Annotated in this window: 19 protein-coding genes; 13 read left to right on the top strand and 6 right to left on the bottom strand. The window is 57.7% G+C overall.

The genetic code is table 11. From position 1 onward, the window contains the following. Positions 1–230: 230 nt before the first annotated feature. The 3 genes from K2Y42_RS06315 (at position 231) to K2Y42_RS06325 (ending at position 4,255) form a co-directional block, all read left to right on the top strand. Positions 231–710: a hypothetical protein gene (locus K2Y42_RS06315; protein ID WP_291149894.1), complete on the top strand. Its 480-nt coding sequence runs from the start codon at positions 231–233 to the stop codon at positions 708–710. 237 nt (positions 711–947) lie between these two features. Further along, positions 948–2,735, top strand: a complete 1,788-nt coding sequence (locus tag K2Y42_RS06320; protein WP_291149896.1) for an ATP-binding protein — start codon at positions 948–950, stop codon at positions 2,733–2,735. Next, on the top strand, positions 2,732–4,255 hold the full coding sequence (locus K2Y42_RS06325; RefSeq protein WP_291149899.1) for an ATP-dependent helicase: 1,524 nt from the start codon (positions 2,732–2,734) through the stop codon (positions 4,253–4,255). The genes K2Y42_RS06320 and K2Y42_RS06325 overlap by 4 nt, the downstream gene beginning before the upstream one ends. 38 nt (positions 4,256–4,293) lie before the next feature. On the opposite strand, the gene K2Y42_RS06330 is transcribed toward K2Y42_RS06325, so the two are convergent. Continuing rightward, the gene (locus K2Y42_RS06330; protein WP_291149901.1) at positions 4,294–5,292 is read right to left on the bottom strand and encodes a DUF4238 domain-containing protein; all 999 of its coding nucleotides are present in this window, start codon (positions 5,290–5,292) and stop codon (positions 4,294–4,296) included. A gap of 321 nt (positions 5,293–5,613) precedes the next feature. Here K2Y42_RS06330 and K2Y42_RS06335 point away from each other — a divergent pair, with 321 nt between their 5' ends. The 10 genes from K2Y42_RS06335 (at position 5,614) to K2Y42_RS06375 (ending at position 11,559) form a co-directional block, all read left to right on the top strand. Further along, positions 5,614–5,742, top strand: a complete 129-nt coding sequence (locus K2Y42_RS06335; protein ID WP_291149904.1) for a hypothetical protein — start codon at positions 5,614–5,616, stop codon at positions 5,740–5,742. Between the two features lie 258 nt (positions 5,743–6,000). Further along, positions 6,001–6,477 carry a HipA N-terminal domain-containing protein gene (locus K2Y42_RS06340; RefSeq protein WP_291149906.1) on the top strand — a complete coding sequence of 159 codons (477 nt, stop codon included), beginning with the start codon at positions 6,001–6,003 and terminating at the stop codon, positions 6,475–6,477. Positions 6,478–6,509: 32 nt separating this feature from the next. Then, positions 6,510–7,211, top strand: a complete 702-nt coding sequence (locus tag K2Y42_RS06345; protein ID WP_291150212.1) for a type II toxin-antitoxin system HipA family toxin — start codon at positions 6,510–6,512, stop codon at positions 7,209–7,211. Beyond that, positions 7,136–7,351, top strand: a complete 216-nt coding sequence (locus K2Y42_RS21250) for a helix-turn-helix transcriptional regulator (RefSeq protein ID WP_366512348.1) — start codon at positions 7,136–7,138, stop codon at positions 7,349–7,351. Before K2Y42_RS06345 ends, K2Y42_RS21250 begins: the two co-directional genes overlap by 76 nt. A gap of 174 nt (positions 7,352–7,525) precedes the next feature. Beyond that, positions 7,526–7,933 carry a hypothetical protein gene (locus tag K2Y42_RS06350; RefSeq protein ID WP_291149907.1) on the top strand — a complete coding sequence of 136 codons (408 nt, stop codon included), beginning with the start codon at positions 7,526–7,528 and terminating at the stop codon, positions 7,931–7,933. Positions 7,934–8,416: 483 nt separating this feature from the next. After that, positions 8,417–8,722: an HNH endonuclease gene (locus K2Y42_RS06355; protein WP_291149910.1), complete on the top strand. Its 306-nt coding sequence runs from the start codon at positions 8,417–8,419 to the stop codon at positions 8,720–8,722. Further along, positions 8,667–9,377 (top strand): helix-turn-helix transcriptional regulator, encoded by a 711-nt coding sequence (locus K2Y42_RS06360; RefSeq protein WP_291149913.1) that lies wholly within the window; start codon positions 8,667–8,669, stop codon positions 9,375–9,377. The genes K2Y42_RS06355 and K2Y42_RS06360 overlap by 56 nt, the downstream gene beginning before the upstream one ends. A gap of 99 nt (positions 9,378–9,476) precedes the next feature. Next, the gene (locus K2Y42_RS06365) at positions 9,477–9,740 is read left to right on the top strand and encodes a hypothetical protein (protein ID WP_291149914.1); all 264 of its coding nucleotides are present in this window, start codon (positions 9,477–9,479) and stop codon (positions 9,738–9,740) included. A 27-nt stretch (positions 9,741–9,767) separates the two neighbouring features. After that, a complete protein-coding gene (locus K2Y42_RS06370) occupies positions 9,768–11,309 on the top strand; it encodes an SH3 domain-containing protein (RefSeq protein WP_291149917.1) in 1,542 nt (513 codons plus the stop codon). A 13-nt stretch (positions 11,310–11,322) separates the two neighbouring features. Next, positions 11,323–11,559, top strand: a complete 237-nt coding sequence (locus tag K2Y42_RS06375) for a hypothetical protein (protein ID WP_291149918.1) — start codon at positions 11,323–11,325, stop codon at positions 11,557–11,559. Between the two features lie 620 nt (positions 11,560–12,179). Here K2Y42_RS06375 and K2Y42_RS06380 read toward each other — a convergent pair. From K2Y42_RS06380 to K2Y42_RS06400, 5 genes are all read right to left on the bottom strand, one after another. Then, positions 12,180–12,566, bottom strand: coding sequence for a DUF302 domain-containing protein (locus tag K2Y42_RS06380; RefSeq protein ID WP_291149919.1), 387 nt, complete (start codon positions 12,564–12,566; stop codon positions 12,180–12,182). A gap of 102 nt (positions 12,567–12,668) precedes the next feature. Further along, positions 12,669–13,460 carry a sulfite exporter TauE/SafE family protein gene (locus K2Y42_RS06385; protein ID WP_291149921.1) on the bottom strand — a complete coding sequence of 264 codons (792 nt, stop codon included), beginning with the start codon at positions 13,458–13,460 and terminating at the stop codon, positions 12,669–12,671. Further along, positions 13,460–15,124, bottom strand: coding sequence for a bifunctional protein tyrosine phosphatase family protein/NAD(P)/FAD-dependent oxidoreductase (locus K2Y42_RS06390; protein WP_291149924.1), 1,665 nt, complete (start codon positions 15,122–15,124; stop codon positions 13,460–13,462). The genes K2Y42_RS06385 and K2Y42_RS06390 overlap by 1 nt, the downstream gene beginning before the upstream one ends. 22 nt (positions 15,125–15,146) lie before the next feature. Then, the gene (locus tag K2Y42_RS06395; RefSeq protein WP_291149926.1) at positions 15,147–16,040 is read right to left on the bottom strand and encodes an MBL fold metallo-hydrolase; all 894 of its coding nucleotides are present in this window, start codon (positions 16,038–16,040) and stop codon (positions 15,147–15,149) included. Positions 16,041–16,048: 8 nt separating this feature from the next. Next, complete coding sequence (locus K2Y42_RS06400; protein ID WP_291149929.1) at positions 16,049–16,498, bottom strand: YeeE/YedE family protein; 450 nt, start codon at positions 16,496–16,498, stop codon at positions 16,049–16,051. Position 16,499 lies beyond the last annotated feature (1 nt).

Genomic DNA, 16,499 nt, shown 5'->3' on the forward strand with positions numbered 1-16,499 from the left:
ATTTGATTCGACACCGCACAGAGACCAAATATGTTCACAGATGAAGTGACGGAAAAGCTCGGCTTCTATGTCTACCGCCTGATTGACCCGCGGAACGGGGAAACGTTCTATGTGGGGAAGGGGTACGGCAACCGCGTGTTTGCCCATCAAAAGGGGGCGCTTGCCGCCTCTGACGACGAGCAGACCGAGAAGCTCCGGAAATCCGCCAAATCTGCAGGGACGGATTCGAGGTGGCACACGTCATCCACCGGCACGGCCTCGACGAAGCAACCGCCCTTGAACTCGAAGCTGCCCTCATCGATGCCTACCCCGAAGCCCACAACATCGCGGGCGGCCGCTCTTCCGGTGAACGCGGCTTGATGCATGCCAAGCAGATCATCGAACGCTATGCTGCCCCCGAAACCGTGTTCCGGCATTCAGCGCTGCTCATCACCGTCAACAAATCCGTCCTCGAAAGGGATAGTGTCTACGACGCCGTCCGCTACGCCTGGAAGCTGGACCCCAGGAAAGCAAGGCAGGCCGATCTGATCATGGCCGTTGAACGAGGCCTCATCATCGGTGTCTTTGTTGCCGACGAATGGCACCCCGCAACACCCGTACACTTCCCGCACACGTCAGTGAACCGCGAGGGCCGTTGGGGTTCGTCGGACGTGAGGCACCGGAGAACATCGCCAAGCAATACTTGCGACACCGCATACCGGATTGGCTGAGAAAGCAGGGAGCGTCCAACCCCGTTCGCTACGCTGACAAGGTTGCTTAAGCTTCACGGGATAGCCGTAGCAGCGGTTCGACACAGCGAATCTCGCCGACGCATCAATGCGTATACAGAATAGGTTGCTTCGCAAGGCATTGTTATTGAGTTACATTCACGCATGCGAACTGTTTCCTGCGTCGCCTCAAGCGACTTCTCAAGAAAGTTCGAAACGATAGAAGATCCAGGGGGCGACATGACACCGACAAATAATGCAGCGGTTGCGGTGCCTCCAGCCGCACCAATCTTGCGCCGCCTAATCATCGAACGCTTCCGAGGTGTCCAATCGCTGACATGGCACCCAAACGCGGGTGTGAACATCATCCTTGGCGGCGGCGACGCAGGAAAGACGACCATCTTGGATGCTGTGGGTTTGCTGCTAAGCCCCACAAATACGACAGTCGTTTCCGATACCGATTATTGGCAACGGGAATACAACTCCGAGTTTCAAATTGAGGGGGTCTTTTCGTTTCCCTCCGGCAGCACCATCGGCCAACAACTGAATCCCTCCTGGCCATGGGAATGGGACGGCAAAGACCCGCAGGTACCTAAGCTGGCGGAGGATGGCAGTGCGGCCTCTCAGGATTTGGTCTACCGCGCCAGGGTTCGGGGTACGACGGATATGGAGCTTGTCTATGAGCTCATGCAGCCCGATGACAGAATTTCCTCATTTTCAGTCGGACTGCGGCGTAGCATTGGGCTTGTCCGCCTGAGTGGCGAGGACAGGAATGACCGGGACTTGCGTTTGATCCAGGGATCCGCCTTGGATCGGTTGCTGTCCGATGCCAGCCTGCGCTCACGCCTTGCCGAGAAAATGTCGGGCACCGACATAGGGGATGTTCTTAAGCAGGAAGCCAAGGACGCGCTTGAAAATCTCGATGGCGAGTTCAAGAAGCGCGCTCTACCCCATGGGCTCGATCTCGGTATCGCAGGCGGGCAGGGGTTCTCGATTGGTGCCTTGATCGGGCTCACGGCCAAACATCAGACTGTGGACTTGCCCCTCTCGAGTTGGGGATCTGGTACGCGTCGGCTATCTGCCTTGGCCATCGCGGAACAACATAAGAGCGCCTTTCCGATCACCCTGGTGGACGAGGTAGAGCGTGGGCTGGAACCATATCGTCAACGGGACCTTGTCAAAAAACTGGAAGAGGCTGCCTCACAGGTCTTTCTAACGACCCACAGCACCTCCGTTCTGGCAGCAACGACCAAATCCTCCGTTTGGTATGTCGACGCTAAGGGAAAGATCAGGCCGTTAGGCGCCGACAAGATTGCGCTGTTCCGTAAAGGCCAACCGGAAACATTCCTCTGCCGGTTTGCCATCGTTGCCGAGGGCGCCACGGAAATGGGCTTTGTCACGTACCTCTTAGAAAAGGCCTTAGGCGCTACCCTTGAGCAATTCGGCATTTTCGTTGCCGATGGCAACGGTAACGAAAACACCCTGCGACTGCTGCAAGCCTTGTCGGAGGGTGGCCTCGCATTCGGTGGCTTCGCGGATAACGAAGGCACTTACCCTGACATCTGGAAAGGCCTCTTGGAGAAGCAAGGCAGTCTCTTGTTCCGATGGCCCAGCGGTTGCGTGGAAGAAAACGTGTTTGCTGCCATCCCTGCCGACAAGGTGGTGAAGCTATTTGAAGATCCGGATGGCCTCTCGGGTATCCGCCTAAGAACCATGGCGGACAGGCTTGGAACCACCGCCAAGGATCTTACCACCATCACCACAGCCGCAGGTGACAAGCTGATAGCCGTGATGATCGATGCGGCGACGGGTAAGGTTCCGGATGACAAGAAAGAGGACAAGGAGGAGAAGAAAAAGTTCAAAAACCACCAGACTTCTTGGTTCAAGTCGTATCTGGGCGGGCGCGAGCTTGCTGAAAAGATGATTGCCCTTGGCGCCTGGCCATCGCTTTCCCCGCAGATCCTTCCGTTCCTCAATGCTGTGCGTGGCGTGGTCGGCCTGCCAGCCACTACGGACCTTCCGTCGTGACCGATGAATCTGTTCACGCGGCATTACGTTCGGAAGCTGCACTGGTGGTCGTTGAGGCCCCGGGCGGATGCGGGAAGACCTTTCAAGGATCTGACTACGCCAAGGACATTGCTGCGGCCATCAAGCCAGGCCGACTACTGATTTTGACCCACACCCATGCTGCTTGCTCCATCTTTGACAAGAAGACCAAGGGAATTGGCTCGAACATCGAAATCCGCACGATCGACAGCCTCATTGCACAAATAGCCTCTGCCTATCATCGTGGGCTTGCGTTGCCCGCCGATGCTTCGGTTTGGGCCCGTCAGGCGGGAGATGATGGATATGGGCTTTTAGGCGTCAAGGTAGCGGCGCTGCTGAAGCGTTACCCTTCGATCGCAGCAGCGTTGGCTCAGCGCTACCCCCTGATTGTTTGCGACGAACATCAGGATTGCAGCGGAGAACAACACGCGGTCATTGCTGCCATCCAGGCTGGTGGTGCGAGGCTTCGGGTATTCGCTGATCCGATGCAAAAGATCTTCAAGGATAAATCCTTCGTTGGCGGCTGCCTCCCCTGTGATTGGAATGTTCTGAAGGAAGAAGCCGACACGTTCGAAGAGCTAGATGTTCCGCACCGTTGGAAGAACACCGACCCAGATCTCGGGAAGTGGATTCTCGGCGCCAGGGAGGCGCTAAAGGCTGGTGGCAAAGTGGATCTGGTAAACCGTCCAACGTCTGTAGTTGTCATCCGGGTCGATAACATCGCCAAGAAATATGGAGACGTCCTGCTTTCAACTGCGCACCGGAAGCCCATCGACGCTTTTATTGGAGCTACCAACTCCTTGCTGGTCGTGGCGCATCACACACGAACCGCCTCGGCACTGAGAGCGCTCTTTTACCGTCAGATACCTCTATGGGAGGGGCATACCCGAAAAGGTTTGGAGAAGCTCATCGGGGTATTGAAGGAGCCTCAAACCACGACCGTCTTGGCGGCTGCTGTCGTCACCTTCATGGATGAAGTGGCAGTGGGGTTCAGTCCCTCCGCGTTCGGCGACCAATTTCAAGCGGAGGTAGCTGGAGGATGCACCACCAAGCGCAAGGCCGACACCAAACCAGCAAAGATACAGGCCCTTGCAAAATTGATTGTTGACGAGCCCGACTTTCGGGGCGTGGCTAAGGTGCTGCGCACGATTGGTGATCTCCGCGCATCAGATTCCGTCTTCAACGACATCAAGATTGACCACAGTAAGGAATTTTGGGAGGCCGCCCGGCTGGCTGAATATTCAACCGCGGAGGAGGGGTTCAACGCGCTGACGCACAAGCGGACCTATTCGAGACCAAGCCCACCACCCAAGGCAATCAGCACCATCCATAAGGCCAAGGGACTGGAATGCGATTGCGTAGTGCTGATGGCGTGTGACGACAAACAATTTCCTGATACGCCGGAGGCACGTTGCTTGCTCTATGTTGGCCTAAGCCGAGCCATGAATCGATTGATGATCGTGGTCCCAAATTCCAACCCGAGCCCGCTTTTGCAACTGTAGCGCTGAAGGTCACCAAAGGGGAAGCATCCTGCCGCCTTCTATTCTCCAGATGTCGCCGGGTTAGAGCGGTCCTTGTCATCCCATTTGGGCTTGGGAGTACGTTGCCCAAACACGCTTTGCGACACAACCAGATGCCCTTTGTCCTGAGGAAGGATGACGCTCTCCACGATGGGAGATTTGGCTGCGTACTCTTGCACCAAGCCTTCAGTGCCGGGGGCTTGCGAAAACACTGCCCGGTATCCGAACCGGCAGGTGAGTCGGTTGAACATCTCAACCTTGTCTACATCGCGGATATCGCCATGCCCCAAGCCGTTGCGTACGAACGCATCCCTGATCTCCGAATACCCGTAAAGCATTAGCTGAGGGGTTATCGGGAACTGGAAGGCGACTGGCCCTCCATTGCGGTCGATCGTGTAGGGAAGAAGCTCCTCATCAGCGAGGCGGGGATCAAAATAGACAACGGGGTTGTCGCTGGTCAGGAACGGCACGTCCGTTGTGTTGTGGAGAACCGCCAGCCCAAGCCGGTCCAGAACGGTGCCCATGGCACGCATGGCGGTGGGCATGGAGTGGATCGATTGGTGCGGATCGATAGAGATAAGAGCCTGTTCAAGAATATCCTCCATGCCTTCCGGCTTCGGGGGAAGGAGGCCCATCTTGTCGAGTGTGAACGCCGCTGCACGGACTGATTCAGCCTGCATCTTCTCGAAGGCATCCCTGGCGGCGGGAACGCGCGCCCGCTGCAAGGCAATGAACTCATAGAGGTCGTCGATTTTGATTGGGCGTCGGTTATGGATGGCATCGACGAGGGACGGCCACTTGTTCTCCACCGTGCCGAAGAAATCTTCCAACTTGTTGTTGTCCCTTCCGCCATCGGGAAGGGGCTGTGAATAGAAATACTTGTGAAATGCGGTGTTGTCTGGCGTTTGGTGAATAACCTTGCCCGGCTCATCCTTGAGGTGGATGTAAACCTTTCCGTCGTTGCCGGCGAACCGCTTCAGGTAGGTTTGTGGGATGTAGTGGTGACGCTTTTTGTCCATGCTTCAAGTATAGCGGACCTGTTGCGGTGCTGGCACCCCCCCCCCTGTCGCACTTCTGAACATATCCGATGTTATGTTCTAGACAGGAAAGCGGCCCTTTCTATTGTAGCCATTTCACGCGCGACATCGCCGTACGGATTAGGCAGCGCCTCAATAGGGCACCCAGCCGTTCGTCACCGCATTGACCTTCTACCCAAACCAGAACCGCCAAAAGATGCCGTTCCGCATCCTCGACAGTCACCAACGGTCTGATATTGTCCATCCGCCACCTCCATCGTTTCCATTCTGCTACGATGCAAAGGCACGGGGATAACTCAAGCCATGGGCCATTGGGAGCAAATCGAGGTCGAGAACCGCAACGGCAAACGAAACCCTTGGTGGTTTGGCGCTCTCATGGTCGCCGGTTCGCTGGCCTTGTGGACGATCGTGGTCGCCGTCATCTTTTCATAGGATCGTGAAGGCTGACATCCCGAAGGGATCTGCCGACATGCCAGCCGACCTAAGTGACCCCACCACAATTTAACATAATGGTTGTTATACGAATGGCTGTATTCCGCCATTTCTTATTCATTCAAAAATTATGCGAAGTCTAATATTCACGCAACCGGCACATCACATCGAGACGAAGCAACATATCATAGACTTGATTTTCTTCTCGGCACGCCCCATAAAATAAAGTATACTTTAATTGCAATGAAAGCGGGTTGATTGGCTGAGCTACTGTGGGGCAACGTCTATTACGCGGATACCTATTGCGGGATCCTGCGCGAAGAAACCGGCAACCGGTACACATTCCAGTACGATAGAACCTACACCGGGCCACCGATCGCGCATCTCATACCCGTCCGTACCGACGCATACTCCACCGAGTACGGCCTGCATCCCTTCTTCGATAACCTCCTTGCCGAAGGCTGGCTCGCCTCCGCGCAATCCCGCCTGTTGGGAAAACGAGAAGCGCGCCCCGTTGAGCTCCTGCTTGCCTTCGGCCACGACTGCGCCGGTGCCGTTTCGGTTATTGACCCGTCCCCTCGTCCGCTTTCCAATACCCTTCTCGACCCCACAGACGCCAAGAGCGTTGCAGCCTACCGTTCCCGCGCTTCGCTTTCCGGCATCCAGCCCAAGCTCTCATTGAAAGCGATGGACAACTCCGGCCGGCCGCGGGTCGCGAGATCAGCACACACATAGCCAAGTTCCCGTCGGAATCGCACCCGGACATCATCGAGAACGAATACCTTTCCACGCTCGCGTTCCGGATGCTTCTGCCACGGGAGCCGATCGTTCAGCCCACCATCCAGCATCTGCCGGAATTGGGCAATGCCCTCATCATCCCGCGCTTCGACCGCAAGGATGGGAAGCGCATCCACTTTGAAGAATTCACCAGCCTGCTCGGCATGCCGTCAGGACTGAAGTACGACGCGGACCACGGCGACATCGCCAGCTTCATCTTGAACACCCCCCAATGCGCCCCCACCGACCTCTACCGCATGCTGCGACGCATCCTTGCAGGATTTCTAATCGGCAATACCGACATGCACCTCAAGAACCACGCCATGCTGCACGAGAACGGCAAGCTATCCCTGACGCCCTGCTACGACCAGGTGTGCGGCATCCTCTACGAATACCCGGATCTCGCCCTCACACTCGACGGCCACCGCCGCAGGCTCGTTGATCTCAAAGCCCGCAACATCGAACTGCTGGCACACGAATTCGCATTGCAAACCGGCCTTACCGGCCTCATCGCATCGCTCGGCAAACGCCTGCCGCGTGCCATCGCCGCCGTCCACGATGCCCCCCATGGGGACACACATCTCAAAACCAAGATCATCAGAAACATGGAGGCGAGATGGAAAGGAACATTCAGCTCGATTGGCAAAGCATCGTCAAAGACGCCATTGCCGCGCGCAAACGCCAGCACCTGACCCAAAAGGAACTTGCTGCCATCGCCAGCCTCAGTCTCCCGACCGTAAACCGCTTCGAACAGGGCGACACGTCCCTCACGCTGCGTTCAGCGCTGAAGATCCTCCAAAAGCTCGGTCTGGCCTCTTCACTGCCGATCTGAGTTTGCCGCGCCCCACATGTCAGGAAGGCGAGTGCCCGGCCCCATAGGCTTTCACAACGAAAGCCAAACGGACTGCCGTACAAATGGCCTTTGCTGGCTGAAGGCCAAGACCCCAACGCCCTCGAGGCGCGCTTCGCGTATCATCTTCACAGGCTCAGCCTAACAGGAGGGCCATTGCGTGAAGCCTTAAAGGGAAAGGCGTATCTCGCCACCGCCCTCTCCCAAGGCCGCGTCAGCGTCGAACACACCTTCATCACCGAGCTTGCCGCCACACTCAGCCTTGCCGCAGATGAGTTGACGCGCCCGCTGATCGAACAGGAAACGAACGAGTGGTCCTTCTACCGCACCAGCGCCGCCAATCGTGAAGCTGTCTGGAACAAGGCGATGGCGTTGGCCCGATCAAACAAAATGACTCTACGCGATACCGCCGACGCAATCGGCTTTGACTTCGCCGATCTTTCAAACGCCGTTTCCGGAAAAAGGCCCCGGGTACTGGAATGGCACCACGCAGAACGCCTCGGCGCACGCGCATCGCCTCCCGCCGATCCACGCGACCTACTTCCCGAAGCACCCGGCCGCTAGGTGTTGGTAGAGATTTCCACGCCTGAGGTTTGACGCAATCCGGTCAACATGGCCGCCGCAATCACACGCGAATTCTTACGCACACGCGCGCCACACGGCGCAACCACCTGAACCGAAAACGCACACGCCGCAATCTCGCGCAAGCACCCCGCTTGCGTGAATGCATCACCATGCCCGCATACGGATCGACGAAACCATGCCGCCACAATTAAATCAAAACCCCATGGGACTTTTCTCGTGTGAGAAACAATGCGCCAATACCACGGAGAAACATTATGCACCTGTTATAGCTGCACAGTTTAATAGTGCCCACTTTATATCGCTGATACTGGCGCTCGGATTCCGTCCAGCAAGCCCTCCCCCAAGGAGGGCTTTTGCTTTTTCGGGTTCGCGTTTCTAGCGCCAGCATCCGCAGCTGAACCGCCTTCCGGCTCACCGCCGGAGGGATCGATCCCCCATGTCCAAACGCAAGTGCCCAGGCTCATGAAAATCGAAACCCTCATCGCCCGCTTCCGCGGCCGCTGCGTCTATTGCGGCAAGGCAGTCAACAACGAGGTGAAACAACCTCACCCCGACGCCCCAAGCCGCGACCACTTCATTCCCGTTTCACGCGGTGGTTCGCGCGGCGCCAAGAACACGGTGCTCGCCTGCTACGCGTGCAATCAGGCCAAGGGGAACATGGATCCGCGCCTGATCCTGTTCACATGGCTTTGGCTCAACCCAAGGAGTTTCCATGCCGCTGTTGAACGCGTCGATGCCGTCAACTGGGACGGCACCACCATCCATTAATCAGCAAACGCAGATCGGAACCGAGGGAATGTCGTCATTACCAGCGGGTTTCAAGTCAAACCGGGATGAGCCGCTTGCTTCATCCGCAAGCGGTTCGAATGATGCGCACCCTTCCAAAGGTCCGGCATCCCCACCCATGGCAAAATCCTACAAGCTTCCCGCACAGGATACTCCGCCGTACCCGCCAATGGTGCCGGTCGCCATGCCGGATTCACCGTTCCTCGCGCGCATCTATGAGCTGACCTGCCGATGGGTCCAGGAAGAATGGTTCATCATCGACGCCATCAAGCGCGACACGACGCGAAGCGGAAGGGCATCCTTGCAGGCCATCAAGGAGAGCCGCCTAACCCTCGACAACCTTGCAAAACGCTTGGAAAACATCAGCCAAGCAACGCTTTTGCGCGAACTGAAGAAGCTCAATGCGCCACCGCCGGGTGAGATCATCCGCGTCACGCGGCTTACCTTCGCCAAGCATCTTCTCATCCACACCCGCTTGCTCGTGCGCGAGGTTGCCTTGCGTGCGGGATACGACAACCAGCGCCACTTCGCGGAAATGTTCCTGCGCGAATTTAAGTGCAGGCCATCGGACTTCCGGCGGAGCCACGTCAAGCAAACGGCGCTCAAACCAACCAGGCCCCCAAAGCCAAAATCCTAACAGCTGGAATCTCGTCAACCGCTGCGGGTTCCGCGTCACGCCGTTTACCGATCAGGGCACTTCCACCAGCATGCCGATTTTCAGGACAGGGGGACATTTATGAGCAACCCGCAAACCATTACCGTCAGCACGCCAGAGGCATTCCGAAACACACTGGCATCTTACGCCGGAAAAGGGTTCCAGACCCTGCGCGACCAGGGCAACCACATCACCCTATCAAAGCGCAAGACATTCAATTGGCCGGTCGCAATCATCTGCCTGTTCATCCCCATCATCGGGTGGATCGCACTCGCCTTCATGCTGATGGCCGCCGGCCGCGGCTCTGAAGTCGTGGAGATCGTGCTCGAACCCAAAATCACTTGATCCAAAGCGACCGCAGAGAGCCATCCCATGAACGCAATGAAATGCGCGCTCTTCAGCGCTGCCTTGCTCAGCATTGTCGAGCCCACGTTCGCTTCTCCCCCCTTGGAGAGCGATACGATGGTCGGCCTTATGGTCAAAGCCAACCCCAAGCTCACCGACCGCAAGGCCGTCGAAACCTTCGCACGGTATGTCTGGTGCCATGGATACGCCCCCCTGCAGAACCAATTCCAGCGCGAGGATTACCTAACCAACCTTGCCGCCCGCATGAAAGACCTTGGCAGCAGCTCGTTCGGCAAGATCGAGGGCCTGTACCGCAAGTTCTCGTTCTTCGACTATGACTTCAAAACCGAAACCCTGCAGATCAACCGGGGCGACTACGATTGGGCGCGCACCGCACCCGTGGGAAACTTCCTCACCCCGCAAAACCGTACCTGCTGGCAAAACCTCGGCAACATGTTCAGCTTCAGCCCCGTTGTCGAAGCCCTTCCCGATTGGAAGAAAATCCCTTGGCGCATCTCCATTCCGAAGGATAAGGCCCGCGCCCTTTTTGAACATGGAAACCCCACGGCCACGCTCACCTTCAGCATGAAGGTCGAATCCTACACCGTGGAACCGATGGGAAGCCCCAAATACATCTTCCGTGGCCCCACCACCGAGTGGGAGCTCATCGTGCACAACGGAAAGGGTGAGGAAGCCCGCAGGTTTTCAAGCGAGGAACGCGAACTCGCAAAGGCACTGCCGTTCAATGCCCCCACGCCGGGAGGCGATACCCTGAAACGCGGCACCAGCCGCATTGCCACGGCCGGCATCAACGTCCGCGAACGCCCCGCGATGGACGGCCCGCTCATGATGACCATTGGAGCAAATGCCGTCTTCGAGATCGAAGACGCCAGCCCCGATGGTCAATGGACCCGCATCAACTCAGCCCCCGAAGTGCGCGGCTGGGCAAACAATGCCGTCATCCTGAAAGCCAGCACCCTGAATGCCACGTACTCCACCGCGCCGGACGAAACCGCTGCCCTCCCTACAACAACCCAACCCGACAAAGACGCCCTGTTCCGTAGCGCGAAACTGCTCACCACCGGCGTGCACGACCAAGCCATGAGCACCTACGAGGAATACCGGAACGGCTACAACGTCATCACCAAGAAGGTCACGTTGGGGTTCACGTTCACCTCGGACGACCCCTGTACCGTCACCCTCGCCACCACCAGGACGGAGAAGGAAAACGACTATGGCGACCACTGGAAGGAACAAACGTTCACATCCTCGCAGCGCTTCGATTTCCGGAAGATGAAGGACATCAAGGCACGCTACGAACCCGACCCGTGGGAATCCCTCCTGCACTCGTTTGCAGGGGGCGACCGCAACCCACAGCTCAGGAAACCCAAGATGACCACCATCGTGGAATTCCTCGGCGAGAAGGCGGTCTGCGGTTTGAAGGACGATGGCTCCGACAGCTACTGCTCGTCTGCCACGGCATCGGCCAACCACACCTACCCAAACCCAAAGGCACGCCCCAAGCAGCTCCGCGCAGCCTTCCAGACCATCAAATCAACCTGCAACTGACCCAGGACACCCCATGAAAATCTCGCCCGCGCTCATCCTCGGCCTCGTCATCGGCGTGGCCACGTTCACCTTCATCAAACGCGCCAGCATGTTCGGAATAGAGTGCTTCCATACCGGCAAGGAATTCCTACCCAACACGCCCTGCATCGAGCCTTCCATCTACTACGGGCTCTTGGGGTTCGCCGCTTTGCTGACCATCGTCGGCATCATCAGAACAGCAAAGGGTACGCCAGCCAAGCCCGAAAAATGACATTCTGGCCCCTCGCCTGCCCCGCATGTGGTGTCTCATGGGGGGGAGGAAATCCCTCCTGAAATCCTCCACCATTATGGTGGGGAAACGCACTACCGCCGCTCGATCTGGATCTAAGACATGCATCTCGATATGACCGTGGCCATCGCCTGTCCTGATTGCGGGATGATGTTCGACCGCTGGACAGGGCTACGCATCAGGTCCGCCCCTACGCCAAGAAAATGAATTGAACAAATCACCCAGCCTTGTCACTTATCTCACCCAGAGCGGAAATTTGGCCATGATCAAACCCCCGTTCACAAATGACCCAACGCGGACGTCTTAGCCGCTAGCGTTTGGCAGTCTGCGGCGTCTGCTTTGCCGAGTTAGCGGACATCGCAGCGATTCTCGTGTTAGCTCCCTAGGCTCGAGAGCGTTGGTCCGCTAGTAGTCTGAAGCCGAAAAACGCTTTGCGACGCGATGGGCCAAAATCTGCGTCGTTGGAATCCGCAATTTGTCGGCTTTACTATTCATCGGACCAATAGTTCTGTCTTTGCGAGCTGCACTTCACAGCAGAGACCGGCGCGCCACTGATTTTCAAGCTTGCTCCGTTTTTCAAAGGCGCCTTTCGATAAGTTCGCCTAAATAAGAGCCACAGCACGCTTCAATTTTCCACCGACCTCGCGCGCAGCTTCCTTGAGCTTCGGATTGTCGACGGCCAGCATCGAAGCGACCGGGTCAATTGCAGCCACCTCGACGTCTTCAGTTTCACGCTGTTGAATAACGACGTTGCACGGGAGCATGGTGCCGATCTTGTCTTCCAGTTGGAGCGCTTCGTGGGCTAGCTGCGGATTACATGCGCCAAGAATTCGATAGTTGCGAAATTCGACACCAATTTTATCCTTGAGGGTCTTCTGGATATCGAGGTCGGTGATGATCCCGAAGCCTTCCGTCTTCAATGCGGCGATGGTCCTGACGATCACATCTTCGAAGCTCCCCTTCACCGTCTTGCTGAAATAGTAGCTCATGGCGAACGCTCCTTATGACTAGTCGATCAACATCCCGACCAAGTTTTTGGCTTTTAGTCGCCGGGCCTTCTTCAGCTCAAATAGGAAGTGGCGCGCCCTGTCTTAACCGACGAGGTCGCTCATGCCTTTCAGCACGACGTAGATGCCGACCGTTGCCACGATCGCAGCAAAGATCTGCGCCAGAAGCTGCTTACGGCCGGACAGGACGTCGGCTGCACGGCGTCCCAGCAGTCCGCCTGCGACGCCACCTAATATGAAAAACGCGACCAACTGCCAGTCGATTAGCCCGGAAAGCGCGTAGTTGCCCGCTGTCGTGAATCCGAACGCCGCCACAGAAACCAGTGACGAGCCGATCGCGAAAATGAGCGGCATATTGGTTGCGGCGACCAGACCTGGCACGACGAGAAATCCGCCCCCGATTCCGAAGAAACCCGACAGCGCACCGACACCAACGCCGTAGATGAGAAGCAGCGGCATCAGGTCGGGTGCCGAAAGCCAATCAAGTCGAACGGCAGCATCTCCGTCTCCCGCCTTCTTGAAAAACATGGCAGCTGCGATGACGATCATCAGAACGCCAAACAGGACGAGCAGTTTCTGCCCGTCGAATTGCTTGCCAAAGGTCGACCCGAGCGCTGCTCCGACGACGCCGGCAGCTGCAAAGACCAGGGCGCAGCGCCACTTGACGTGATCCTGGCGCGCATGGCCCCAAAGATTGGCGAGCGCGCTCAATGCGACCGCTACCGCACTCGTGCCAATGGCCACATGAGGGGACTTCACGCCGACGACATAGACAAGCAGGGGGACAGCAAGAATTGACCCGCCGCCTCCAATGAGGCCCAGGACGAATCCGACGAGAGATCCTGAGAAAGTCGCCAGAAGGTCATGCGTCAGCATCACGCCATGACCTTGGGCTGGGCCATCCACTCCCGGCCCTTTAGCATGGCCTGCCAGTAAATCGGCGGCAGGATGCGCTCTTTTAGAGCCCAGGCAAGGCGTGAGGGCTTCGTGCCGTCGAGTATGACATTGGGGAAGGAGGCGCACACCTTTCCGCCGTACATGAATTCAGCCAGCACGACTTTGCCGCGCTCGACGGTCAGCGGGCACGAGCCATATCCATCATAAGCACATTCGGCGTGTCTCAGACCTTTGTCGAAGAGCAGATTTTCGGCGACGACAGGGGCTTGCTTGCGTGCCGCTGCCGCCGTTTTAGCGTTGGGCGTATTGGTGGCATCGCCCAGCCCGAAAATGTTGCCATATTTCTTGTGACGCAGGGTCGACGGATCGACATCGATCCAGCCGCCTGCGTCGGACAACGCGCTGCCGCGAATAAAATCCGGCGCCATTTGCGGCGGACAGGCATGGATCATGTCGAATGCTGTTTTGACAGTCGTTTTGGAGCCGTTCGGTGCGGTCTTCGTGAACCACGCTGTTCTGGCTGGCCCATCGATGGCAGTCAGCGTGTGGTTGAAGTTCAGTTCCGCGCCATAGCGCTTCACATAATCCATCAGAGCCGGGACGTAGTCCGGTACGCCGAACAACACGGCGCCAGAGTTGAAGAACGAGACGTCGATATCGTTCAGACAGCCGGACCGCAGCCAGTGGTCTGCCGACAGATACATCGCCTTTTGCGGCGCTCCCGCGCACTTGATCGGCATCGGCGGCTGCGTGAATATCGCACGGCCTGCCTTCAGGTTCTGGACCAGCTCCCAGGTGTAGGGTGCCAGGTCGTAGCGGTAGTTGGACGTGACACCATTTTTTCCGAGGGTTTCGTTGAGCCCTTCGATCCCGCTCCAGTTGAGCTTGATGCCGGGACATACGACGAGATGATTGTATGCAATCGTGCGACAGCCTTCGATGACGACTGCGTTGTTGTCGGGTATGAAGGCCGCGACAGCCGCCTTAATCCAAGTCACATGCCGAGGCAGAACCGACGCCATCGATCTGGCGGTCTGCGCGGCAGTGAACACACCAGCGCCAACCAGCGTCCAGCCGGGCTGATAGTAATGGGTTTCAGCAGGCTCGATGATCGCGATATCGAGATCGCGTTCACGCTTCAGTAGACTGGCTGCAACGGCCGCGCCGGCGGCGCCGCCGCCGACGATGACGATGTCGTGTCTTGCTGCCGGCGCGCCACTTACTACCGTTCCGCCGCTTCGTATCCGGTTTGCAACGCCCGACATATCGTAACCGGCGGCCTTGGTGCGCGCCAAAATATCGGTCAGCGGTCGCACCTGGGCCTCTGCAAGGCTCCATAGAGTGGCGCTGCGGGTCCCGGTCCTGCAGTAAGCCAATACGGGCTTAGGCAGATCGGCGAGTGCCGCTCTGAACGCGTCAGTGTCGCTGTCAGAAACCTTACCGGAGGCTACAGGCACATACCTTGCCTCCAAGCCGCGTTCGCGCGCAGCCTTTTCTATCTCGGCGAACAGCGGCTGATCGGCGCCTTCACCGTCGGGGCGGTTCGATATAATAGACCGGAAGCCGCTTGCTGCTAGCGCGGCAACATCGGACGGAGCGATCTGCGGCGAGACCGATATCTCGTCAGTCAGCTTGTTGATCATCTAAGTTCCTAAAGGGTATCGATCAGAATTCGTTGACAGGCACTTTCAAGTAGCGCTTGCCGCTTTCGTCGGGCTCGGGCAGCTGACCGCCGCGAATGTTGACCTGGATCGACGGGATGATGAGTTTCGGCAGCGCGAGGGTCGCGTCGCGTTCGGTGCGCATTCTGACGAATTCGTCCTCGGTCACGCCCTCATGCACGTGGATGTTCGTCGCCTTCTGCTCGGCAACCGATGTCTCCCATTTGATCTCGCGGCCGCCGGGGGCGTAGTCGTGGCACATGAAGAGCCGCATCTCGCCGGGCAGTTCGAGAACACGCTTTATCGAATGGAAAAGTACCCGTGCATCTCCGCCGGGAAAATCGGCGCGCGCCGTTCCGCCGTCGGGCATGAACAGCGTGTCACCGACGAACGCGGCATTGCCGATGACGTGGGTCATGCAGGCGGGCGTGTGGCCCGGCGTCAGCATCGCGAAGGCAGTCAGGGTGCCGATGGTGTAGGTGTCGCCGTCCTTAAACAGCCTGTCGAATTGGCTGCCATCGCGCTGGAACTCTGTGCCTTCATTGAAGATCTTTCCGAAGACCTCCTGCACGATCCTGATGTTTTCACCGATGCCGAGCTTGCCGCCGAGCTTGCCTTGAATGTAGGGCGCAGCAGAAAGGTGATCGGCATGCGCATGCGTTTCGATCAGCCACTCGACCTTCAGGCCGCTGTCCTGGACGTATCGGATGATTTCATCGGCAGAGTCATAGCTGATACGCCCTGCCGCATAGTCGATGTCCATGACACTGTCGATGACGGCGCAGGCACTGGAATTTGGGTCTTTGACGACATAGCTGACGGTGTTGGTCGCCTCGTCAAAGAAGCCTTTGACCTCTGGCTTCATTGAGAGATCGACGGCGTGGGGGATGCTGCTCATGGTGCTCCTCATGTGATGTGTTGGCTGCGAGTCGGGATCAGACGCGCGGTGAGCGTGGGCAGTGTGCGCGCCGCAAACATTCCGGAGAGCATCGCGACGACGAATGTTATGGTTTGTGTGCCGCCCAGAGAGAGGGCGACGATGGCGGGGCCCGGGCAATAGCCGACAAGACCCCAGCCGATGCCGAACACCGCCGAACCCAAGATTAACTTCGGATCGATCACAGTGGCCGTCGGAAGCTGAAACGCATCTGCAAGGATCGGTCTTGGGCGACTGAACACCAACCGATAGCCAACCCCGGTCGTGATGACCGCTGCAGCCATGGTGAGCACCAGGCTGGGGTCCCAAGCCCCTGCCACGTCGAGAAAGTTCTGGACTTTCGCAGGGTTCGCAAGCCCCGAGACGATCAGGCCCGTGCCGAACAGAAGGCTAGAGATAAATGTCAGCGCAATCTGCATG

This window comes from Hyphomicrobium sp., from assembly GCF_019744875.1.
In the GTDB taxonomy this organism is placed as follows: domain Bacteria; phylum Pseudomonadota; class Alphaproteobacteria; order Rhizobiales; family Hyphomicrobiaceae; genus Hyphomicrobium_C.

Coding starts and splice junctions, on each gene's coding strand:
- K2Y42_RS06370 (WP_291149917.1), top strand. CDS start 9,768: ATGAACGCAATGAAATGCGCGCTCTTCAGCGCTGCCTTGCTCAGCATT.
- K2Y42_RS06395 (WP_291149926.1), bottom strand. CDS start 16,040: ATGAGCAGCATCCCCCACGCCGTCGATCTCTCAATGAAGCCAGAGGTC.
- K2Y42_RS06400 (WP_291149929.1), bottom strand. CDS start 16,498: ATGCAGATTGCGCTGACATTTATCTCTAGCCTTCTGTTCGGCACGGGC.
- K2Y42_RS21250 (WP_366512348.1), top strand. CDS start 7,136: ATGGAAAGGAACATTCAGCTCGATTGGCAAAGCATCGTCAAAGACGCC.
- K2Y42_RS06380 (WP_291149919.1), bottom strand. CDS start 12,566: ATGAGCTACTATTTCAGCAAGACGGTGAAGGGGAGCTTCGAAGATGTG.
- K2Y42_RS06320 (WP_291149896.1), top strand. CDS start 948: ATGACACCGACAAATAATGCAGCGGTTGCGGTGCCTCCAGCCGCACCA.
- K2Y42_RS06390 (WP_291149924.1), bottom strand. CDS start 15,124: ATGATCAACAAGCTGACTGACGAGATATCGGTCTCGCCGCAGATCGCT.
- K2Y42_RS06335 (WP_291149904.1), top strand. CDS start 5,614: ATGGGCCATTGGGAGCAAATCGAGGTCGAGAACCGCAACGGCAAACGA.
- K2Y42_RS06365 (WP_291149914.1), top strand. CDS start 9,477: ATGAGCAACCCGCAAACCATTACCGTCAGCACGCCAGAGGCATTCCGA.
- K2Y42_RS06385 (WP_291149921.1), bottom strand. CDS start 13,460: ATGCTGACGCATGACCTTCTGGCGACTTTCTCAGGATCTCTCGTCGGA.
- K2Y42_RS06375 (WP_291149918.1), top strand. CDS start 11,323: ATGAAAATCTCGCCCGCGCTCATCCTCGGCCTCGTCATCGGCGTGGCC.
- K2Y42_RS06330 (WP_291149901.1), bottom strand. CDS start 5,292: ATGGACAAAAAGCGTCACCACTACATCCCACAAACCTACCTGAAGCGG.
- K2Y42_RS06360 (WP_291149913.1), top strand. CDS start 8,667: ATGCCGCTGTTGAACGCGTCGATGCCGTCAACTGGGACGGCACCACCA.
- K2Y42_RS06355 (WP_291149910.1), top strand. CDS start 8,417: ATGAAAATCGAAACCCTCATCGCCCGCTTCCGCGGCCGCTGCGTCTAT.